This window comes from Pseudomonas sp. S2_C11 (genome assembly GCF_054668395.1).
Genome location: NZ_CP162765.1, coordinates 4,301,665 through 4,323,473, shown reverse-complemented (window position 1 = coordinate 4,323,473; position 21,809 = coordinate 4,301,665). Strand labels below are relative to the sequence as shown.

Sequence of the window (21,809 nt, the reverse complement as noted above, 5' to 3'; positions counted from 1 at the left end):
TGACACAGCGCTTTCGCGAGCAGGCTCGCTCCCACAGGGGACTCAAGGTTTTTCAGGAATAAAAAAGGGAGGCCACTTGGGCCTCCCTTTTTCACTGCGATTTGCCGTTACAGGCTGGCAATCCGCGCGTGCTGCTCGGCCAGTTTGCCCAGGGCCTGTTCGGCCTCGGCCAGTTTGGCGCGTTCCTTCTCGATGACTTCGGCCGGGGCCTTGTCGACGAAACCGGCGTTGGACAGCTTGCCGCCAACCCGCTGGACTTCGCCCTGCAAACGCAGGATTTCCTTGTCCAGACGCGCCAGTTCGGCGCCCTTGTCGATCAGACCGGCCATCGGCACCAGCACTTCCATCTCGCCGACCAGTGCGGTGGCGGACAGCGGTGCTTCTTCGCCAGCGGCGAGTACGGTGATCGATTCCAGGCGCGCCAGCTTCTTCAGCAGCGCTTCGTTCTCGGTCAGGCGGCGCTGGTCGTCAGCGCTGACGTTCTTCAGGAAGATCGGCAGTGGCTTGCCCGGGCCGATGTTCATCTCGCCACGAATGTTGCGCGTGCCGAGCATCAGTTCCTTGAGCCATTCGATGTCGTTTTCCGCCGCCGGATCGATGCGCTCTTCGTTGGCCACCGGCCAAGGCTGCAACATGATCGTCTTGCCCTGGATGCCGGCCAGCGGCGCGATGCGCTGCCAGATTTCTTCAGTGATGAACGGCATGAACGGATGCGCCAGACGCAGCGCCACTTCCAGCACGCGTACCAGCGTCCGGCGAGTGCCGCGCTGACGTTCGACCGGTGCGTTCTCGTCCCACAGCACAGGCTTGGACAGTTCCAGATACCAGTCGCAGTACTGGTTCCAGATGAACTCGTACAGCGCTTGCGCGGCGAGGTCGAAACGGAACTGATCCAGTTGGCGGGTCACTTCGGCTTCGGTGCGTTGCAGCTGCGAGATGATCCAGCGATCAGCCAGCGACAGCTCGCAGGCTTCGCCGTTCTGGCCGCAGTCTTCGCCCTTGTCCAGAACGTAACGCGCGGCGTTCCAGATCTTGTTGCAGAAGTTGCGATAGCCTTCGACGCGACCCATGTCGAACTTGATGTCGCGACCGGTCGAGGCCAGCGAGCAGAACGTGAAGCGCAGGGCGTCGGTGCCGTAGCTTTCGATGCCGTTGGCGAACTCTTCGCGGGTGGCTTTCTCGATCTTCTTCGCCAGTTTCGGTTGCATCAGGCCCGAGGTGCGCTTCTGCACCAGGGTTTCCAAATCGATGCCGTCGATGATGTCCAGCGGGTCAAGGACGTTGCCCTTGGACTTGGACATCTTCTGGCCTTGGCCGTCGCGCACCAGACCGTGTACGTAAACGGTCTTGAACGGAACCTGCGGCGTGCCGTCTTCGTTCTTCATCAGGTGCATGGTCATCATGATCATCCGGGCAACCCAGAAGAAGATGATGTCGAAACCGGTGACCAGCACGTCGGTGGAGTGGAATTTCTTCAGGAACTCGGTCTGCTCAGGCCAGCCCAGGGTCGAGAAGGTCCACAGGCCGGAACTGAACCAGGTGTCGAGTACGTCGTTGTCCTGTTGCAGCGCAACGTCCGGGCCGAGGTTGTGCTTGGCACGGACTTCGGCTTCGTCGCGACCGACGTAGACCTTGCCCGACTCGTCGTACCAGGCCGGAATCCGGTGGCCCCACCACAGCTGACGGCTGATGCACCAGTCCTGGATGTCGCGCATCCACGAGAAGTACATGTTTTCGTACTGCTTGGGCACGAACTGGATGCGACCGTCTTCAACGGCAGCAATCGCCGGCTCGGCCAGCGGCTTGGTCGATACGTACCACTGGTCGGTCAGCCACGGCTCGATGACCGTGCCGGAGCGATCGCCTTTCGGCGTTTTCAGATTGTGATCGTTGACACTCACCAGCAGGCCGGCGGCGTCGAACGCGGCAACGATCTGCTTGCGCGCTTCGAAACGTTCCAGGCCAGCGAACTCGGCCGGAATCTTGCCGTCGATGCTCTCGTTCAGCGTGCCGTCGAGGTTGAACACCTGAGCGGCAGGCAGCACGTTGGCGTTCTTGTCGAAGATGTTCAGCAGCGGCAGGTTGTGGCGCTTGCCGACTTCGTAGTCGTTGAAATCGTGGGCCGGGGTGATTTTCACGCAGCCGGTGCCGAATTCAGGGTCGCAATAATCGTCGGCGATGATCGGGATGCGGCGGCCAACCAGTGGCAGCTCGACGAATTTGCCGATCAGCGCTTTGTAGCGTTCGTCGTTCGGGTTAACCGCGACGGCGGAGTCACCGAGCATGGTTTCCGGACGGGTGGTGGCGACGATCAGGAAGTCATCGCCCTCGGCGGTTTTTACACCATCGGCCAATGGGTATTTCAGGTTCCACAGGAAGCCTTTCTCTTCGTGGTTTTCCACTTCGAGGTCGGAAATCGCCGTGTGCAGTTTGGTGTCCCAGTTGACCAGACGCTTGCCGCGGTAGATCAGGCCGTCTTCATGCAGGCGCACGAAAGCTTCCTTGACCGCTTCCGAGAGGCCGTCGTCCATGGTGAAGCGCTCGCGGCTCCAGTCGACGGACGAGCCGAGGCGACGGATCTGCCGGCTGATGTTGCCGCCGGACTGATCTTTCCATTCCCAGACTTTTTCGAGAAATTTTTCCCGGCCCAGATCGTGACGATTCTGGCCCTGGGCTTCGAGCTGACGCTCCACCAGCATCTGCGTGGCGATACCGGCATGGTCGGTGCCCGGTTGCCACAGGGTGTCGCGACCCTGCATGCGGCGGAAACGGATCAACGCGTCCATGATCGCGTTGTTGAAACCGTGACCCATGTGCAGGCTGCCGGTGACGTTCGGCGGCGGGATCATGATGGTGTAGGACTCGCCCGCGCCTTGCGGGGCGAAGTAGTTCTCGGACTCCCAGGTCTTGTACCAGGAAGTTTCAATGGCGTGCGGCTGGTAGGTCTTATCCATGCGCGGCGGGACCCTATTGGCATTTATTCAGGAAAAGCCGGGAAGTATAGCGGGGCGTGGTGCCGAGGGCGAGCGGGGGAGGTCGGGCGGAGATCTAAATGTAGATACCGTCTTGAGCCTCACCGGGCAAGCGCAAGTTTCGGGTCATATGGCAGTCCTGACTTGAGCACTCCGTAAACGAAGTGCAGCAGCTTGCGCATTGCTGCGCAGATGATCTGCTTGGGGGCCTTGCCATTGGCTTCCAGGCGTTCTTTCATCGCCTTGATCGCCTTATTGTGTTTCAGCGCCACCATGCCAGGCATGTAAAGGCCTGCACGCAGCCGTGCTGACCCTACTCTTGAGATCAGGGTGTGACCTTTGAGCTTTCCTGATTCCTGCAGCTTTGGATTGAGCCCTGCAGCAGCGACCAGTTGGCGAGGATCACTGTATTTGCGCAAGTCACCCAGTTCGGCGAGCAATCGTTCAAGCGTTTTTTGTCCGATGCCGTCGATGGTTACGATGAGATCCCGCATCTGACGCATATCCGGGTCGTCATCGATGTGTTTTTTGATCGCCTTATGCGTTTCTACGATCTCTTTTTCGATATGGCGCAGAACGGAGTTGATCGAGTCTTTGACCTTTTCGTCGGAAACGTCCAGACGATTGAGCTCCATTTGTTCCATTTCCTGAAGGTCATCCAGGCGGCGCACCATTGCTTTTAACTGGCGGTATTTCAGCGGCTCAGGCGCCCATGGGTGAAGTTTTTGATCCTTTTCCCGGGCAAAGTCGGCGATCAGTTTGGCATCGCTTTTATCAGTCTTGATGCGGCGCAGTTCGCTGTCAGCGTACGCTTTGGTCGTAGCCGGGTTCACGACGCAGACCCGGAAGCCTTTGTTGTAAACGAATTCCGCGAGCTCCAAATGGTAGACGCTGGTGGCTTCCATCACGATCAGGGCCGAACGCTCGGCATTTTTTTCTAGCCACGCCTCAAACTCTTTAAAGCCCTTTGGATCGTTGGCCAGCTTGGCCTTGGTTTTGTGCTTGCCGTTGGGCTGGTGTGTAGCGATATCAAAGGTGTTCTTTGCGATGTCGACGCCAACGAAACCGGACATGATTGATTCTCCACTTGTTCCCTGTTGCGATCATCACGTCACTCTGTCCAACCTTGCGAATGCGGGCTCTCGCCGCAGGCGGGCCCAAGATACCGTGCGAACTGTACGAGTGAGTGTGGAGGGCTGGAGCACGATCTACGTCACAGGCAAAAAGCCTAAGGAGCTGCGCGGCTTCCAAGTCCCTCCCTCGATGATCAGTCGAGAACTATCGCTCCTGACGGAGCGTTAGTCGAGATACAAGGAGCTGCCGAAGGCTGCGATCTTTTGATCTTGTTTTTTGTGAAAGCAAAGTCAAAAGATCGCAGCCTTCGGTAGCTCCTACACCAGCGGCTTATTCGTACTGGCTGAGCAGCCGCTCCATCCGCGCATCCAGGCGACGTTTGATTTCGGTTTCGATGTGCGGGGCGAAGTCGTCGATCACGTCTTGCATGATCAATTGCGCGGCGGCGCGCAGTTCGCTGTCCAGGTGCAGCAAGGCATCCGGGCCTTTATCGACCGGTGCGGCAGCCGGGGCCGCCGGCGGCGCTGGTGGCGGCTCGACGGCCGCCGGCTGATTGCCGACGGAATCGAACAGCATCGGAATCTGTTCCTGTTCGCCGTCATCGACCGTATCGGTCAAGAGCGGCGGTTGCAGGTTGTCATCGCCGAGCAACTGGCGGATCGATTCAAGATCGTCCAGCAGATGTGCGGACTTCTGTTGCGGTTTCGGAGTGTCCATTGGAATGCTCAGAGTCGCTGTAAACGGTGGTCTTGCAGAGAATAGCCCTGTTCGCGGTAGAAACGGAAACTCTCCCGCGCCGCCGCTCGGATGGTCGGATCTTCCACCACCACTTCCGCCACGCGGGCAAATTTGCTGGCGAAGGCCGGGACTTTCAGGTCGAGATTGACCAGCAGATCCTGATGTTCCCCGCAGTCTTCGCCCAGTCCCAGCACGATCAAACCGTCCGGTTCGCTGTCGGCAGGGCCGTGAGGCACGAAACTTTCGCCCTTGAATGCCCACAGCCGCGCATCGAGATCGTCACGTTGGGCCGCATCGCTGCAATGCAGGTAGATGCGATGGCCCATGCGCCAGGCTTTCTCGGTGAGCTTGCAGGCGAAATCCAGACGCGCTGAAGGATCGGCGCTGGGCAGGATATAGAAGTCGACTTTGGTCATTGCGGTTCCAGAGCGGCAAGCGGCGTCACCCGAAAGTGACGCCGCCGCCCATCAGCGGTGTCAGGCTTTGGCGCGATCGAGCAGGTACTGGGTCAGCAGCGGAACCGGACGGCCAGTGGCGCCCTTGTCCTTGCCGCCGCTGGTCCATGCCGTGCCGGCGATGTCCAGGTGCGCCCAGTTGAGGTTCTTGGTGAAGCGCGACAGGAAGCAGGCGGCGGTGATGGTGCCGGCCTTCGGCCCGCCAATGTTGGCGATGTCGGCGAACGGGCTGTCCAGCTGCTCTTGATACTCGTCGAACAGCGGCAGTTGCCAGGCGCGGTCGTCAGCAGCCTTGCCGGCGCTGAGCAACTGGTCGATCAGTTCGTCGTTGTTGCCCAGCAGGCCGGACGTGTGTGCGCCCAGGGCCACCACGCAAGCACCGGTCAGGGTGGCGATGTCGATCACCGCTTGTGGCTTGAAGCGCTCGGCGTAGGTCAGCGCATCGCACAGCACCAGACGGCCTTCGGCGTCGGTGTTGAGGATTTCCACGGTCTGGCCGCTCATGGTGGTGACGATGTCGCCCGGACGGGTCGCGTTGCCGCTCGGCATGTTTTCGGCGCAGGCGAGGATGCACACCAGATTGATCGGCAGTTTCAGCTCAAGCACTGCGCGCAATGTGCCGAACACGGAGGCAGCGCCGCCCATGTCGTATTTCATCTCGTCCATGCCGGCGCCCGGCTTCAGGCTGATGCCGCCGGTGTCGAAGGTGATGCCCTTGCCGACCAGCGCGTATGGCTTCTCGGATTTCTTGCCACCGTTGTATTGCATGACGATCAGGCGCGGCGGCTGGGCGCTGCCCTGGCCCACGGCGTAGAACGAGCCCATGCCGAGGGATTTGATCTTCTTCTCGTCGAGCACTTCGACTTTCAGATCCTTGAACTCTTTGCCCAGGTTCTTGGCCTGTTCGCCCATGAACGTCGGGTGGCAGATGTTCGGTGGCAGGTTGCCCAGATCGCGGGTGAACGCCATGCCGTTGGCGATGGCGGTGGCGTGGTTCACGGCGCGCTGCACTTCGGCCTGCGCAGCCTTGATGGTCAGCAGAGTGATTTTCTTCAGGGCGCGCGGTTCGGCTTTCTGGCTCTTGAACTGGTCGAAGGTGTAGCCGCCGTCGACCAGGGTTTCTGCCAGCAGGCGAGTCTTGCCGTAGCTGTCGCGACCTTTGACGATGACTTCATCCAGCGCCAGCACGGCATCACCGCCGCCCAGGCCTTTGAGGGTGTTGAGGATGCCGGCAACGATTTTGCGGAACGGACGGTCGCCCAGTTCTTCGTCCTTGCCCACGCCGACCAGCAACACGCGCTCGGCTTTCAGGTTCGGCAGGCTGTGCAGCAGCAGGCTCTGACCGACCTTGCCAGCCAGGTCGCCACGCTTGAGCACGGCGCTGATGGCACCACCGCTCGACTCGTCGACCAGTCTGGCGGCGACACCGAGTTTGCGGCCTTCGCCGACGGCAACCACCAGGGTGGCGGTTTTCAACGTTTCTGGGCTAACGCTTTTTACAACCAGTTCCATGTCCGGATCCCTGAATGAATGGTCAACACGCAGGCGTTCGACGCTGTTCGCAGTCGCCTGCTTATAGATAGAAGAGGCGCAGGCCAAAGCCTGCGACAAGGGCCGCAGTTTGAACCTCGCTCCCCGCGCCTGACAACCCTCAGCAAAGGATTACAGCGATGGATGAGTGTGCGCAGTGACAGGCGCACCCAATCACAGGATAATGCCGCATCTTTTTTCGACCGCTCTGCATGGCGGGCCGGTCGATGTGTTTGCTTGTTTGGCCGCCTTAGCCTGACAACCCTGGAGTGTCTGGTTTGATCGTCTTCCGTTATCTGTCCCGCGAAGTCCTGTTGACCCTTAGCGCCGTAAGTGCCGTGCTGCTGGTCATCATCATGAGCGGTCGCTTCATCAAATACCTGGCGCAGGCTGCGGCCGGTCAGCTCGATCCGGGCTCGCTGTTCCTGATCATGGGCTTTCGTCTGCCGGGCTTCCTGCAACTGATTCTGCCGCTGGGCCTGTTCCTCGGGATCCTGCTGGCCTACGGTCGCCTGTACCTCGAAAGCGAAATGACCGTGCTTTCGGCCACCGGCATGAGCCAGCAGAAGCTGTTTCGCATGACCCTGTTTCCGGCGACGCTGGTGGCACTGGTGGTCGCGTGGCTGAGCCTCGGCCTGGCTCCGCAGGGCGCCAACCAGTTTCAGCTGCTGCTGAACAAGCAGGACGCGCTGACCGAGTTCGATACCCTCGAGCCGGGCCGATTCCAGGCCCTGCGTGATGGCACTCGGGTGACCTACACCGAAACCCTGAGCGACGATCGCGTCAATCTCGGCAGCGTGTTCATCTCGCAGAAGAACCTCGGTGCCGATAAGAAGGACCGCGGGATTTCCGTGCTGGTGGCCGAGTCGGGCCGTCAGGAAATCCGCCCCGACGGCAATCGTTACCTGATTCTCGACAACGGCTATCGCTATGACGGCAGCCCCGGGCAGGCTGATTACCGCGCCATCCATTACGAAACCTACGGCGTACTGCTGCCCAAGCCGGACGTCAGCGAAGAAGTCACCGACCGTGACGCGATGCCGACCTCGTCCCTGTGGGGCAGTGATGACATCCGTTCGAAAACCGAACTGCAATGGCGCATGTCCCTGCCACTGCTGGTGTTCATCGTGACCCTGATGGCGGTGCCGCTGTCGCGGGTGAATCCGCGTCAGGGGCGTTTCCTCAAGCTGCTGCCGGCGATTCTTCTTTATATGGCTTACCTGACCATCCTGATTGCCGCTCGCGGCGCCCTTGAAAAAGGCAAGATCCCGCCGGCCCTCGGCCTGTGGTGGGTGCACGCGATCTTCCTGGTGATCGGCCTCGGCCTGCTTTACTGGGAGCCGCTGCGCCTGAAAGTGGCCAGCCGTCGCAGCGCCGCGCTGGAGGTGGCCCGTGGTTAAACTCGACCGCTACATCGGCAGCAGCGTGTTCATGGCGATCATCGCTGTGCTGGCGATCATCCTCGGCCTGGCGACGCTGTTTGCCTTCATCGATGAAATGGGCGACGTCAGCGACACCTACACCCTGGTCGACGTGCTCGGTTTTGTATTGCTGACCGCACCGCGCCGGCTGTATGAAATGTTGCCGATGGCCGCATTGATCGGCTGCCTGATCGGTCTCGGCAGTCTGGCCAGCAGCAGTGAGCTGACGGTCATGCGCGCTGCTGGCGTGTCGATCGGCCGCATTGTCTGGGCTGTGATGAAGCCGATGCTGGTGCTGATGCTCGCCGGCGTGCTGATCGGCGAATACGTCGCCCCGGCCACCGAAAGCATGGCCCAGGCCAATCGCTCGCTGGCCCAGGGCAGCGGCGACGCGCAAAGCGCCAAGCACGGTATGTGGCACCGTCAGGGTGAGGAATTCATCCACATCAACGCGGTTCAGCCGAACGGTCTGTTGTACGGCGTGACGCGCTATCACTTCGACAAGGAGCGCCATCTGCTCAGCTCCAGCTTCGCCAAGAAGGCTGAGTTTGACGGCACCAAGTGGCAGCTCACCGACGTTGCCACCACGCTGTTCCATGAGCGCAGTACTGAAGTGGTCAACAGCCCGAGCGAGGAGTGGGACGTGGCGTTGAGCCCGCAGCTGCTCAGCACCGTGGTGATGGCGCCGGAATCGCTGTCGATCAGCGGTCTGTGGGGCTACATCCACTATCTGGCGGAGCAGGGCCTGAGCAATGGTCGCTACTGGCTGGCATTTTGGGTCAAGGTGTTGCAGCCGCTGGTGACCGCCGCGCTGGTGCTGATGGCGATCTCGTTCATCTTCGGCCCGCTGCGTTCGGTGACCCTCGGTCAGCGTGTTTTCACCGGCGTGCTGGTGGGCTTCACCTTCCGCATCGTCCAGGATCTGCTGGGGCCATCGAGTCTGGTGTTCGGATTCTCGCCGCTGTTTGCGGTGCTGGTGCCGGCCGGCGTGTGTGCGCTGGCAGGTGTCTGGCTGCTCAGGCGAGCGGGCTGATGAACAAGCTTTCATTCAGCGCCTGATCCCTGAAAACGCCTCGGTCGCCAGACCGGGGCGTTTTTGCATGCGATCCGGGTGACAGGCGAACGTGACGCTTGCGCCGTGTATCAGGTACAATTCCCGGCTATTTTTCGGCGGGCCAAGCCTGCAGCCTTTTTGAGTGTTGATCCGTGAGTGATTTGAGTCATATCCGCAATTTCTCCATCATCGCCCACATTGACCATGGCAAGTCGACGCTGGCTGACCGTTTCATCCAGATGTGCGGCGGCCTGGCCGAGCGTGAAATGGAAGCCCAGGTACTGGATTCCATGGATCTTGAGCGTGAACGCGGGATCACCATCAAGGCCCACAGCGTTACCCTCTATTACAAAGCCAAAGACGGCATCACCTACCAGCTGAACTTCATTGACACCCCGGGCCACGTCGACTTCACCTACGAAGTCAGCCGTTCCCTGGCGGCGTGCGAAGGCGCCTTGCTGGTGGTCGATGCGGGGCAGGGCGTAGAAGCCCAGTCCGTGGCCAACTGCTACACCGCCATCGAGCAGGGCCTGGAGGTCATGCCGGTCCTGAACAAGATCGACCTGCCCCAAGCCGAGCCGGATCGCGTCAAGGACGAGATCGAGAAGATCATCGGCATCGACGCCACCGACGCCGTCACCTGCAGCGCCAAGACCGGCCTGGGTGTCGACGAAGTGCTCGAGCGTCTGGTGCACACCATTCCTGCGCCGACCGGCAACATCGAAGATCCGCTGCAAGCGTTGATCATCGACTCCTGGTTCGACAACTACCTGGGCGTTGTTTCCCTGGTACGCGTGCGCCACGGCCGTGTGAAGAAGGGCGACAAGATTCTGGTCAAGTCCACCGGCAAGGTGCACCTGGTCGACAGCGTCGGCGTGTTCAACCCGAAACACACTGCCACCGTTGATCTGAAGGCCGGCGAAGTGGGCTTCATCATCGCCAGCATCAAGGACATTCACGGTGCGCCGGTTGGTGACACCCTGACCCTGAGCTCCACCCCTGATGTGCCGGTGCTGCCGGGCTTCAAACGCATTCAGCCACAGGTTTACGCCGGTCTGTTCCCGGTCAGTTCCGACGACTTCGAGGATTTCCGCGAAGCGCTGCAGAAGCTGACCCTGAACGACTCGTCGCTGCAGTACACCCCGGAAAGCTCCGACGCCCTGGGCTTTGGCTTCCGTTGCGGCTTCCTCGGCATGCTGCACATGGAAATCATCCAGGAGCGCCTCGAGCGCGAATACGACCTGGACCTGATCACCACCGCGCCGACAGTAATTTTCGAGCTGGTGCTGAAAACCGGTGAAACGATTTACGTCGACAACCCGTCGAAGCTTCCGGATGTGTCGGCGATCGAGGACATGCGCGAGCCAATCGTGCGCGCCAATATCCTCGTGCCGCAGGAACACCTTGGCAACGTCATCACCCTGTGCATCGAGAAACGCGGTGTTCAGGTCGACATGCTGTTCCTCGGCAATCAGGTGCAAGTCACCTACGACCTGCCGATGAACGAAGTGGTCCTGGACTTCTTCGACCGTCTCAAATCCACCAGCCGCGGCTATGCTTCGCTGGACTACCATTTCGATCGTTACCAATCGGCTAATCTGGTGAAACTGGACGTGCTGATCAACGGCGACAAGGTCGATGCCCTGGCATTGATCGTGCACCGTGACAATTCGCACTTCAAAGGTCGCCAGTTGACCGAGAAGATGAAAGAACTGATTCCTCGTCAGATGTTCGACGTGGCGATCCAGGCCGCCATCGGTGGTCAGATCGTGGCCCGGACAACCGTCAAGGCGCTCAGAAAGAACGTATTGGCCAAATGCTACGGCGGTGACGTCAGTCGTAAGAAGAAGCTGCTCGAGAAGCAGAAGGCCGGTAAGAAACGCATGAAACAGGTCGGCAACGTGGAAATTCCACAGGAAGCCTTCCTCGCCGTGCTCAGGTTGGAATAATCAGGTCCTATGTCGCTAAATTTCCCGCTGTTGCTGGTCATCGCCGTGTTCGTCTGCGGCCTGTTGGCGTTGATTGATCTGCTGTTCCTGGCACCGCGTCGGCGGGCTGCCATTGCCTCTTATCAAGGCAGTGTCAGCCAGCCCGAGCCTGTGGTGGTCGAAAAGCTGAACAAAGAGCCGCTGCTGGTTGAATACGGCAAGTCGTTCTTTCCGGTGCTGTTCATCGTGCTGGTGCTGCGTTCGTTCCTGGTGGAGCCGTTCCAGATTCCGTCCGGCTCGATGAAACCGACGCTGGACGTCGGCGACTTCATTCTGGTGAACAAGTTTTCCTACGGCATCCGTCTGCCGGTGATCGACAAGAAGATCATCGAAGTCGGTGACCCGCAGCGCGGCGATGTGATGGTGTTCCGCTACCCGAGCGACCCGAACGTCAACTACATCAAGCGTGTGGTCGGCCTGCCGGGTGACACGGTGCGTTACACCGCCGACAAGCGTCTGTTCGTCAACGGTGAGTCGATCGCCGAGAAGATGGCCGGCGCCGAAGCAGGTTCGCTGGGCAGCGCGGAGCTCTATCAGGAAAAACTCGGCGCAGCCGAGCACCTGATCCGCAAGGAAATGAGCCGTTACCGCGCCACTCCGGATCGTTCGTGGACGGTGCCTGCCGAGCACTACTTCATGATGGGCGACAACCGCGACAATTCGAACGACAGCCGCTACTGGGATGATCCGAACATTCCCAAGGATCTGCTGGGCATGGTTCCCGACAAGAATATTGTCGGCAAGGCCTTCGCGGTCTGGATGAGCTGGCCAGAGCCGAAACTCAGCCACCTGCCGAATTTCTCGCGGGTCGGCCTGATCAAGTAATCAAACACGGCGCTGTTGACCACAGCGCCGAATGCATTTCTGGAGCCGGCACAATCGGCTTCGCAATCGCCAGGATCTATTTTTTGAACACAGCGTTAATTGTCCCAGGCCTGCGCCGTACCCCGGCGATGGCAGTGGAAACCAGCCACGAACTCAGCGTGGGTAAACCGTGAGCGTTTCTCTAAGCCGTCTCGAGCGCCAGCTCGGTTACACCTTCAAAGATCAGGAGCTGATGCTGCTGGCCCTCACGCACCGCAGTTTTGCCGGGCGCAACAACGAGCGTCTGGAATTCCTCGGTGATGCCATCCTCAACTTCGTCGCTGGCGAGGCGCTGTTCGATCGCTTCCCGCTGGCCCGCGAAGGCCAGTTGTCGCGTTTGCGCGCACGGCTGGTAAAAGGTGAGACGCTGGCCGTACTGGCTCGCGGTTTCGACCTCGGCGATTATCTGCGCCTGGGTTCGGGTGAACTGAAGAGCGGTGGTTTTCGCCGTGAATCCATTCTGGCCGATGCCCTCGAAGCGTTGATTGGCGCGATCTACCTCGATGCCGGCATGGACGTCGCCCGCGAGCGCGTACTGGCGTGGCTGGCCGGCGAATTCGAAGGCCTGACGCTGGTCGACACCAACAAGGATCCGAAAACCCGCTTGCAGGAACACCTGCAATCGCGCGGTTGCGAACTGCCACGCTACGAAGTGGTGGATATTCAGGGCGAACCGCACTGCCGTACCTTCTTCGTCGAATGCGAAGTGGTCTTACTGAATGAAAAAAGCCGAGGTCAGGGTGTGAGCCGTCGTATTGCCGAACAGGTAGCGGCCGCCGCAGCACTGATTGCCCTGGGCGTGGAGAATGGCAATGACTGATACAAACGCAACTCGCTGTGGCTACGTTGCCATCGTCGGCCGTCCCAACGTCGGCAAGTCGACGCTGCTCAACCACATCCTCGGGCAGAAGCTCGCGATCACCTCGCGCAAGCCGCAGACTACCCGCCACAACATGCTCGGGATCAAGACCGAGGGCGACGTCCAGGCGATCTACGTCGACACTCCGGGCATGCACAAGGGTGGCGAAAAGGCCCTGAACCGTTACATGAACAAAACCGCTTCGGCGGCGTTGAAAGACGTCGACGTGGTGATCTTCGTCGTCGACCGCACCAAGTGGACCGACGAAGACCAGATGGTGCTCGAGCGAGTGCAATACGTGACCGGCCCGCTGATCGTCGCGCTGAACAAGACCGATCGCATCGAAGACAAAGCCGAGCTGATGCCGCACCTGAGCTGGTTGCAGGAACAGCTGCCAAACGCCCAGATCATCCCAATTTCCGCGCAGCACGGGCACAATCTCGAAGCGCTGGAAAAGGTCATCGCCGATCACTTGCCGGAGAATGATCACTTCTTCCCGGAAGACCAGATCACCGACCGCAGCAGCCGTTTCCTTGCCGCCGAACTGGTGCGCGAGAAAATCATGCGCCAGATGGGTGCCGAGCTGCCGTACCAGATCACCGTCGAAATCGAAGAATTCAAGCAGCAGGGCAAGACCCTGCACATCCACGCGCTGATTCTCGTCGAGCGTGACGGCCAGAAGAAAATCATCATTGGCGACAAGGGCGAGCGCATCAAGCGCATCGGCACCGAGGCGCGCAAGGACATGGAGCTGCTGTTCGACTCCAAGATCATGCTCAACCTGTGGGTCAAGGTGAAGGGCGGCTGGTCCGATGACGAGCGCGCGCTGCGTTCGCTGGGTTACGGCGATCTGTAAGTAGCGATCTCGAAAACACCGCTACTCACTGTGGGAGCGAGCCTGCTCGCGAAGAGGATGTAACATTCAGCATTGATGTTGACTGTCACTCCGCTTTCGCGAGCAGGCTCGCTCCCACAGTGGTTTTGGGTTGTATGTAAAACCGCGTTTCTTCATCGAGAACTCAATGTCGCAAAACCCGCCTCCCGCCCAACCCGCCTACGTCCTGCATTCGCGCGCCTATCGCGAAACCAGCGCACTGGTCGATTTCCTCACGCCGCAAGGTCGGCTGCGGGCGGTGTTGCGCAGTGCGCGGGGCAAGGCCGGGACGCTGGCGCGGCCGTTCGTGGCGCTGGAGGTCGAGTTCCGTGGCAAGGGCGAGCTGAAGAATGTCGGGCGCATGGAGAGTTCTGGTACCTCTGCGTGGCTCAATGGCGAGGCGCTGTTCAGCGGCCTCTATCTCAACGAGCTGTTGATTCGCCTGTTGCCTGCCGAAGATCCGCATCCCGCCGTATTCGACCACTATGCCGCGACCCTCTTGGCGCTGGCCGAAGGTCGACCACTGGAACCGTTGCTGCGCTCTTTCGAATGGCGATTGCTGGATGATCTCGGCTACGGCTTCTCCATGAACACCGATATGCACGGTGAGCCCGTCGCTGCTGACGGCCTCTACCGTTTGCAAGTGGACGCCGGACTCGAGCGGGTGTATCTGCTGCAACCCGGCCTGTTCAACGGTACCGAGCTGCTGGCCATGGCCGAAGCCGACTGGTCGGCGCCCGGTGCGCTGTCGGCGGCCAAGCGTCTGATGCGCCAGGCGCTGGCAGTGCATTTGGGCGGGCGTCCGCTTGTCAGTCGCGAGCTGTTTCGCAAGCCCTGATATGCTGTGCGCCGAATCTCTCAATTCAGGAGCGCATCCGTGACCAGCAGCAATCGCATTCTTCTCGGCGTGAACATCGACCACGTCGCCACCCTGCGTCAGGCCCGTGGCACGCGCTACCCGGATCCGGTCAAGGCGGCGCTGGATGCAGAAGAGGCGGGCGCCGATGGCATCACCGTGCACCTGCGCGAAGACCGCCGTCACATCCAGGAGCGCGACGTGTTGCTGCTCAAGGATGTGCTGCAAACGCGCATGAATTTCGAAATGGGCGTCACCGAAGAAATGATGGCGTTCGCCGAGCGTATTCGCCCGGCGCACATCTGCCTGGTCCCGGAAACCCGTCAGGAACTGACTACCGAAGGTGGTCTGGATGTAGCGGGGCAGGAGGAGCGCATCAGGGCTGCGGTCGAGCGTTTGTCGAAGATCGGCAGCGAAGTGTCGCTGTTCATCGACGCCGACGAGCGCCAGATCGCCGCCTCCAAGCGCGTCGGTGCGCCGGCTATCGAGCTGCACACCGGGCGCTACGCCGATGCCGAAACCCCGACTGAAGTGGCAGAAGAGCTCAAACGCGTCGCTGATGGCGTGGCGTTTGGACTGGCGCAGGGCCTGATCGTCAATGCCGGGCACGGCCTGCATTACCACAACGTCGAGGCCGTGGCGGCGATCAAAGGCATCAACGAACTGAACATCGGCCACGCGCTGGTGGCGCATGCGTTGTTCGTGGGCTTCAAGTCCGCCGTATCGGAAATGAAAGCGCTGATTCTGGCTGCTGCTCTCAAGGGCTAAGATCAAAAGATCGCAGCCTTCGGCAGCTCCTACAGGTGTACACATAACCCTGTAGGAGCTGCCGAAGGCTGCGATCTTTTGCTTTAAAGAGGGGCGGGCTCTTGCGCCGGTTTCGACTTGTCGATCGCCGGCACATGCAGGTTGCCCTCGGCCACCTGATCGCCCTCAAGCTGCGGCTGGGTCACCCAAGTCAGGATGTCGTAGTAGCGACGGATGTTCGCCACGAAGTGCACCGGTTCGCCACCCCGGGCGTAACCGTAGCGGGTCTTGCTGTACCACTGCTTCTGCGAGAGGCGCGGCAGGATCTTTTTCACGTCCAGCCACTTGTCCGGATTCAAGCCTTCCTTCGCCGCCAGTTTGCGCGCGTCATCCAGATGACCGCTGCCGACGTTGTACGCCGCCAGGGCGAACCAGGTGCGATCCGGTTCCTGGATCGAATCGTCGAGCTGATCTTTCATATAAGCCAGGTACTTGGCACCGCCCATAATGCTCTGCTTGGGATCGAGGCGGTTCGACACGCCCATCGCCTGCGCGGTGTTCTGGGTCAGCATCATCAGACCGCGCACGCCGGTTTTCGAGGTCACCGTCGGCTGCCACAGGGATTCCTGATAACCGATGGCGGCCAGCAGGCGCCAGTCGACTTTCTCTTTCTTCGCGTAGTTCTTGAAGTGCTGTTCGTATTTCGGCAGACGCTGCTGCAAGTGCTGGGCGAAGGTGGTGGCGCCCATGTAGCCAAGCACATCGACATGGCCGTAGTAGCGGTCTTTCAGGCGTTGCAGGGTGCCGTTCTTTTGCACCTTGTCCAGATACGCATTGATTTCATTGAGCAGGCTGTTGTCTTCGCCCGGGCCCACCGCCCAGCTCTGGCTGCGCGCGTCGCCGAGGTCGAAGGCCACGCGGATGTTGGTGAAGTACACCTGATTCATCGCCACTTCGTTGGAGTCGACCAGGGTCAGGTCAATCTGGCCTTCATCGACCATGCGCAGCAGATCGACCACTTCAACGGCGTCGGATTCTTCGTATTCGATACCGGGATATTTCTGTTTCAGCGCGGCCAGTTGTTCGGCGTGGGTGCTGCCCTTGAGCACGGTGATCTTCTTGCCGACCAGATCCGCCGGATCTGTAGGGCGCGACTGACCGTTGCGGTAGATGATCTGCGGGGTGACTTCGAGGTAGGAGTGGGAGAACCGCACCTGCTTCTTGCGCTCGTCGCTGCTGACCAGACCGGCGGCCGCGAGTACCGGGCCGTTCGGCTTGCCGACCTGGTTGAACAGGTCATCGAGATTGTCGGCCGTCTCGATCTTCAGCTCGACGCCCAAATCGTCGGCGAAGCGCTTCACCAGCTCGTATTCGAAGCCGGTTTCACCGCTGCGATCCTGAAAGTAGGTGGCGGGGCTGTTGCGGGTAACCACGCGCAGCACACCATCCTCCTTTACGCGCTCGAGTGTGTTGGGTTTATCAACACAGCCACCGAGCATCAGGAAGAGTCCGGTTGCGATCAGCCATTTGGCGTATCGCGGACGCAAAGCCGTTGGGAAAAACATCTGCGCAGTATACGCAAACGGCCACGAGCGCCATATCTCGACAGCGTAGGACTAGTCTGCTAGCGATCACAAATCCGAGCGAAATCCCTTGAATACGGGCCTTCAGGGCATTTTGTTACAGTAAAAATAAGCCATGCTGAAACGCTCGATTTACCTGACCCCGAAGGCAGAAACACAGATTGCTACCCGAGTGCAACCGTGCGTAGCGTTTCGGGTGATGTTGAGGTCGGTTTAGGCTAGAATGCACGGCCTCAAAGCACACCCCTTCCCGAGGCTGTCCCGAAGATGTTGATCCTGCGCGGCGCTCCTGCCCTTTCTGCCTTTCGCCACAGCAAACTCCTTGAGCAACTGAGCCAGAAGGTTCCAGCTGTCAGTGGCCTGTATGCTGAATTCGCTCACTTCGCCGAAGTCACCGGCGTCCTGACCGGCGACGAACAGCAGGTGCTAGCGCGCCTTCTGAAGTACGGCCCAAGTGTTCCGGTTCAAGAGCCGACCGGTCGTCTGTTTCTGGTGTTGCCGCGTTTCGGCACCATCTCGCCGTGGTCGAGCAAGGCCAGCGACATCGCCCGCAACTGCGGCCTGAGCAAGATCCAGCGCCTGGAACGCGGTATCGCCTTCTATGTTGCAGGGCAGTTCAGCGAAGCCGAAGCCCAGCTGATTTCGGACGCGCTGCATGACCGCATGACCCAGATCGTGCTGGCCAACCTCGAGCAGGCCGCCGGACTGTTCAGCCACGCCGAGCCGAAGCCGCTGACCGCCATCGACATCCTCGGTGGCGGCCGCGCCGCGCTGGAAAAGGCCAACACCGAGCTGGGCCTGGCCCTGGCCGAAGACGAGATCGACTATCTGGTCAACGCCTTCAACGGTCTGAGGCGCAACCCGCACGACATCGAACTGATGATGTTCGCCCAGGCCAACTCCGAGCACTGCCGCCACAAGATCTTCAACGCGAGTTGGGACATTGACGGCCAGAGCCAGGAAAAAAGCCTGTTCGGCATGATCAAGAACACCTATCAGATGCACAGCGAAGGCGTGCTGTCCGCTTACAAGGACAATGCTTCGGTGATTGTCGGCAACGTTGCCGGCCGCTTCTTCCCGAACCCTGAAACCCGCCAGTACGGCGCGGTGCAGGAGCCGGTGCACATCCTGATGAAGGTTGAAACCCATAACCACCCGACCGCGATTGCTCCGTTCCCGGGCGCATCCACCGGTTCCGGTGGCGAGATCCGTGACGAAGGTGCAACCGGTCGTGGCGCCAAGCCCAAGGCCGGCCTCACCGGTTTTACCGTCTCCAACCTGCAGATCCCAGGCTTCGAACAGCCGTGGGAAGTGCCGTACGGCAAGCCTGAGCGCATCGTCACCGCGCTGGACATCATGATCGAAGGCCCGCTCGGCGGCGCTGCGTTCAACAACGAATTCGGCCGTCCGGCCCTGACCGGCTATTTCCGTACCTTCGAACAATCGATCACCACCCCGCACGGTGACGAAGTTCGCGGTTACCACAAGCCGATCATGCTCGCTGGCGGCATGGGCAACATCCGTGAAGAACACGTCAAGAAAGGCGAGATCGTCGTCGGCTCCAAGCTGATCGTGCTCGGCGGCCCGGCGATGTTGATCGGTCTCGGTGGCGGCGCGGCTTCCTCCATGGCCACCGGCACCAGCTCGGCAGACCTGGATTTCGCTTCGGTACAGCGTGAAAACCCTGAAATGGAGCGTCGTTGCCAGGAAGTCATCGACCGTTGCTGGCAGTTGGGCGACAAGAACCCGATCAGCTTCATTCACGACGTTGGCGCGGGCGGTCTGTCCAACGCTTTCCCGGAACTGGTCAACGACGGCGATCGCGGTGGCCGTTTCGAACTGCGCAACATTCCAAACGACGAGCCGGGTATGGCCCCGCACGAAATCTGGTCCAACGAATCCCAGGAACGTTACGTGCTGGCGGTCGGCCCGGAAGATTTCGAGCGCTTCCAGGCGATCTGCGAACGCGAGCGTTGCCCGTTTGCCGTGGTCGGGGAAGCCACTGCCGAACCGCAATTGACCGTCACCGACAGCCACTTCGGCAACAACCCGGTGGACATGCCGCTGGAAGTGTTGCTGGGCAAGGCGCCGCGCATGCACCGTTCGGTGGTTCGTGAAGCCGAGCTGGGCGATGACTTCGATCCGTCGAACCTCGACATCAGCGAGTCCATCGAACGCGTTCTGCATCATCCGGCCGTGGCCAGCAAAAGCTTCCTGATCACCATCGGCGACCGCACCATCACTGGCCTCGTCGCCCGTGACCAGATGGTAGGCCCATGGCAAGTGCCGGTGGCCGACGTTGCCGTCACCGCCACCAGTTTCGACGTCTACACCGGTGAAGCCATGGCGATGGGCGAGCGTACTCCGCTGGCTCTGCTGGACGCGCCGGCATCGGGCCGCATGGCCATCGGCGAAACCATCACCAACATTGCTGCCTCGCGCATCAACAAGCTCTCCGACATCAAACTGTCGGCGAACTGGATGTCGGCGGCCGGTCACCCGGGCGAAGACGCGCGTTTGTACGACACCGTGAAAGCGGTCGGCATGGAGCTGTGCCCTGAGCTGGGCATCACCATTCCGGTGGGCAAGGACTCGATGTCCATGGCCACGCGCTGGAATGACAACGGCGAAGACAAGACCGTCACCTCGCCGATGTCGCTGATCGTGACCGGTTTCGCGCCAGTGGCTGACATCCGTCAGACCCTGACCCCGGAACTGCGCATGGACAAGGGCACCACCGACCTGATCCTGATCGACCTCGGTCGCGGCCAGAACCGCATGGGTGCATCGATCCTCGCGCAGGTCCACGGCAAACTCGGCAAGCATGCGCCGGACGTCGATGACGCTGAAGACCTGAAAGCCTTCTTCGCGGTGATCCAGGGCCTCAATGCCGACGGTCACCTGCTGGCCTACCACGACCGTTCCGACGGTGGTCTGCTGACCTCCGTGGTGGAAATGGCCTTCGCCGGCCACTGCGGTCTGAGCCTGAACCTGGACAGCGTTGCCGAATCCGCTTCGGAAATCGCCGCGATCCTGTTCAACGAAGAACTCGGCGCAGTGATCCAGGTTCGCCAGGACGCCACCCCGGACATCCTCGCGCAGTTCAGCGCCGCCGGTCTGGGCGACTGCGTGTCGGTGATCGGTCAGCCGATCAACAATGGCCAGATCAACATCACCTTCAACGGTGACACCGTGTTTGAAGGCCAGCGTCGTCTGCTGCAGCGTCAGTGGGCCGAAACCAGCTACCAGATCCAGCGTCTGCGCGACAACGCCGACTGCGCCGAGCAGGAATTCGACGCGCTTCTGGAAGAAGACAATCCGGGCCTGAGCGTCAAGCTCAGCTACGACGTCAATCAGGACATCGCCGCGCCTTACATCAAAAAAGGCATCCGCCCACAGGTTGCCGTGCTGCGTGAGCAGGGCGTCAACGGTCAGGTGGAAATGGCTGCCGCGTTCGACCGCGCCGGTTTCAGCGCGATCGACGTGCACATGAGTGACATCCTCGCCGGTCGTGTCGACCTCAACGAGTTCAAAGGCCTGGTGGCCTGCGGCGGTTTCTCCTACGGCGACGTGCTTGGCGCCGGTGAAGGCTGGGCCAAGTCGGCGCTGTTCAACAGCCGCGCCCGCGATGCGTTCCAGGGCTTCTTCGAACGTAACGACAGCTTCACGCTGGGCGTGTGCAACGGTTGCCAGATGATGTCCAACCTGCACGAGCTGATCCCGGGCAGCGAGTTCTGGCCGCACTTCGTGCGCAACCGCTCCGAGCAGTTCGAAGCGCGGGTAGCGATGGTGCAGATCCAGGAATCGAATTCGATCTTCCTGCAGGGCATGGCCGGTTCGCGCATGCCGATCGCCATCGCCCACGGTGAAGGGCATGCCGAGTTCGCCAGCGAAGAAGCACTGCTGGAAGCCGATCTGTCCGGTTGCGTGGCGATGCGTTTTGTCGACAACCACGGCAAGGTCACCGAAGCCTACCCGGCCAACCCGAACGGCTCGCCGCGCGGGATCACCGGTCTGACCAGCCGTGACGGTCGCGTGACGATCATGATGCCGCACCCGGAGCGTGTGTTCCGCGCGGTGCAGAACTCGTGGCGTTCGGAAGACTGGACCGAGGATGCTCCTTGGATGCGCATGTTCCGTAATGCGCGCGTCTGGGTGAACTAAGGCCTGTGTACAAGCTGGCGTTTTTTGTTCCTGACAGTCATGTCGAGGTGGTCAAAGGGGCTGTGTTCGCTGCCGGTGGTGGGCGGATCGGTGACTATGACCACTGTGCGTGGCAGGTGCTTGGCTCTGGTCAGTTTCGACCGTTGGATGGCAGTCAGCCGTTTGTCGGTCAGGCGGGGCAGGTTGAGCGGGTTGAGGAATGGAAGGTTGAGCTTGTTGTCGCGGATGAGTTGATTGTGGCTGTTGTGGCGGCGTTGAAGCTCAGTCATCCGTATGAGACGCCGGCTTATGAGGTGTGGCGGCTGGAGGATTTCTGATCTTCTTTGCTGCTTGAACGGGAAACCCGCAGATGAGGGATTGTCTGCGGGTTTTTTGTTGGCCTTGGTTTTATTTGGATTTGGGTGAATATCCGTTGCTTCGGGTGTGGCGGCTCGCGGTTTCGCCCTTACGGCGAGTCACCTTTTTCAAACGCCAAAAAGGTAACCCAAAAGGCTTGCTCCTGCGTTCGGCCCTCGCAGGCTCGGGTTCCTTCGTTTCGGGACTGATCCGGGCGCAGCGGCTCCGGTTTGCTTCGCTGCACCTCCTTCCGCTGTGTTCGACTTCGTCGAACGGTCGCTACGCTCCCACGCC

16 protein-coding genes are annotated in these 21,809 nt (G+C 60.5%); 10 read left to right on the top strand and 6 right to left on the bottom strand.

All coding sequences use genetic code 11. The annotated features are described in order from the left end of the window. Nucleotides 1-107 precede the first annotated feature (107 nt). From AB4N48_RS19595 to AB4N48_RS19575, 5 genes are all read right to left on the bottom strand, one after another. Nucleotides 108-2,954, bottom strand: a complete 2,847-nt coding sequence (locus AB4N48_RS19595; protein ID WP_457264285.1) for a valine--tRNA ligase — start codon at nt 2,952-2,954, stop codon at nt 108-110. A 119-nt stretch (nt 2,955-3,073) separates the two neighbouring features. Then, complete coding sequence (locus AB4N48_RS19590) at nt 3,074-4,045, bottom strand: IS110 family RNA-guided transposase (RefSeq protein WP_056786210.1); 972 nt, start codon at nt 4,043-4,045, stop codon at nt 3,074-3,076. Nucleotides 4,046-4,376: 331 nt separating this feature from the next. Continuing rightward, nucleotides 4,377-4,763, bottom strand: a complete 387-nt coding sequence (locus AB4N48_RS19585) for a hypothetical protein (RefSeq protein WP_056783087.1) — start codon at nt 4,761-4,763, stop codon at nt 4,377-4,379. A gap of 8 nt (nt 4,764-4,771) precedes the next feature. Beyond that, complete coding sequence (locus tag AB4N48_RS19580; RefSeq protein ID WP_125918303.1) at nt 4,772-5,200, bottom strand: DNA polymerase III subunit chi; 429 nt, start codon at nt 5,198-5,200, stop codon at nt 4,772-4,774. A 60-nt stretch (nt 5,201-5,260) separates the two neighbouring features. Further along, entirely contained in the window at nt 5,261-6,751 is a 1,491-nt protein-coding gene (locus AB4N48_RS19575; protein WP_150636214.1) for a leucyl aminopeptidase, read from the bottom strand. Nucleotides 6,752-7,047: 296 nt separating this feature from the next. Between AB4N48_RS19575 and lptF the strand changes: the two genes are divergently transcribed. From lptF to pdxJ, 8 genes are all read left to right on the top strand, one after another. Further along, on the top strand, nt 7,048-8,169 hold the full coding sequence (gene lptF / locus AB4N48_RS19570) for an LPS export ABC transporter permease LptF (RefSeq protein ID WP_125918301.1): 1,122 nt from the start codon (nt 7,048-7,050) through the stop codon (nt 8,167-8,169). Next, nucleotides 8,162-9,223 (top strand): LPS export ABC transporter permease LptG, encoded by a 1,062-nt coding sequence (gene lptG, locus AB4N48_RS19565; RefSeq protein ID WP_056783092.1) that lies wholly within the window; start codon nt 8,162-8,164, stop codon nt 9,221-9,223. The genes lptF and lptG overlap by 8 nt, the downstream gene beginning before the upstream one ends. Nucleotides 9,224-9,396: 173 nt before the next feature. Continuing rightward, complete coding sequence (gene lepA / locus AB4N48_RS19560) at nt 9,397-11,193, top strand: translation elongation factor 4 (RefSeq protein ID WP_016771564.1); 1,797 nt, start codon at nt 9,397-9,399, stop codon at nt 11,191-11,193. A gap of 9 nt (nt 11,194-11,202) precedes the next feature. Next, nucleotides 11,203-12,057 (top strand): signal peptidase I, encoded by an 855-nt coding sequence (gene lepB, locus AB4N48_RS19555; protein WP_460094192.1) that lies wholly within the window; start codon nt 11,203-11,205, stop codon nt 12,055-12,057. Between the two features lie 169 nt (nt 12,058-12,226). Further along, nucleotides 12,227-12,916 carry a ribonuclease III gene (rnc, locus tag AB4N48_RS19550; protein WP_024011703.1) on the top strand — a complete coding sequence of 230 codons (690 nt, stop codon included), beginning with the start codon at nt 12,227-12,229 and terminating at the stop codon, nt 12,914-12,916. Then, entirely contained in the window at nt 12,909-13,811 is a 903-nt protein-coding gene (gene era, locus AB4N48_RS19545; RefSeq protein ID WP_016771562.1) for a GTPase Era, read from the top strand. Before rnc ends, era begins: the two co-directional genes overlap by 8 nt. 166 nt (nt 13,812-13,977) lie before the next feature. Beyond that, nucleotides 13,978-14,667: a DNA repair protein RecO gene (gene recO, locus AB4N48_RS19540; protein WP_056783095.1), complete on the top strand. Its 690-nt coding sequence runs from the start codon at nt 13,978-13,980 to the stop codon at nt 14,665-14,667. A gap of 39 nt (nt 14,668-14,706) precedes the next feature. Beyond that, the gene (pdxJ, locus tag AB4N48_RS19535; protein ID WP_016771560.1) at nt 14,707-15,453 is read left to right on the top strand and encodes a pyridoxine 5'-phosphate synthase; all 747 of its coding nucleotides are present in this window, start codon (nt 14,707-14,709) and stop codon (nt 15,451-15,453) included. 83 nt (nt 15,454-15,536) lie between these two features. Here the strand turns inward: pdxJ and mltF are convergent, their stop codons facing one another. Then, on the bottom strand, nt 15,537-16,997 hold the full coding sequence (gene mltF, locus AB4N48_RS19530; RefSeq protein ID WP_081932530.1) for a membrane-bound lytic murein transglycosylase MltF: 1,461 nt from the start codon (nt 16,995-16,997) through the stop codon (nt 15,537-15,539). A gap of 285 nt (nt 16,998-17,282) precedes the next feature. Between mltF and purL the strand changes: the two genes are divergently transcribed. Next, nucleotides 17,283-21,179: a phosphoribosylformylglycinamidine synthase gene (purL, locus tag AB4N48_RS19525; protein WP_056783101.1), complete on the top strand. Its 3,897-nt coding sequence runs from the start codon at nt 17,283-17,285 to the stop codon at nt 21,177-21,179. 5 nt (nt 21,180-21,184) lie between these two features. Then, nucleotides 21,185-21,496, top strand: coding sequence for a YqfO family protein (locus AB4N48_RS19520; protein WP_041479517.1), 312 nt, complete (start codon nt 21,185-21,187; stop codon nt 21,494-21,496). Nucleotides 21,497-21,809 lie beyond the last annotated feature (313 nt).

Excerpts from the sequence above, each read along its gene's own strand:
- AB4N48_RS19595 (WP_457264285.1), bottom strand. The coding sequence starts at position 2,954 with ATGGATAAGACCTACCAGCCGCACGCCATTGAAACTTCCTGGTACAAG.
- AB4N48_RS19590 (WP_056786210.1), bottom strand. The coding sequence starts at position 4,045 with ATGTCCGGTTTCGTTGGCGTCGACATCGCAAAGAACACCTTTGATATC.
- AB4N48_RS19585 (WP_056783087.1), bottom strand. The coding sequence starts at position 4,763 with ATGGACACTCCGAAACCGCAACAGAAGTCCGCACATCTGCTGGACGAT.
- AB4N48_RS19580 (WP_125918303.1), bottom strand. The coding sequence starts at position 5,200 with ATGACCAAAGTCGACTTCTATATCCTGCCCAGCGCCGATCCTTCAGCG.
- AB4N48_RS19575 (WP_150636214.1), bottom strand. The coding sequence starts at position 6,751 with ATGGAACTGGTTGTAAAAAGCGTTAGCCCAGAAACGTTGAAAACCGCC.
- lepB (WP_460094192.1), top strand. The coding sequence starts at position 11,203 with ATGTCGCTAAATTTCCCGCTGTTGCTGGTCATCGCCGTGTTCGTCTGC.
- era (WP_016771562.1), top strand. The coding sequence starts at position 12,909 with ATGACTGATACAAACGCAACTCGCTGTGGCTACGTTGCCATCGTCGGC.
- recO (WP_056783095.1), top strand. The coding sequence starts at position 13,978 with ATGTCGCAAAACCCGCCTCCCGCCCAACCCGCCTACGTCCTGCATTCG.
- mltF (WP_081932530.1), bottom strand. The coding sequence starts at position 16,997 with ATGTTTTTCCCAACGGCTTTGCGTCCGCGATACGCCAAATGGCTGATC.
- purL (WP_056783101.1), top strand. The coding sequence starts at position 17,283 with ATGTTGATCCTGCGCGGCGCTCCTGCCCTTTCTGCCTTTCGCCACAGC.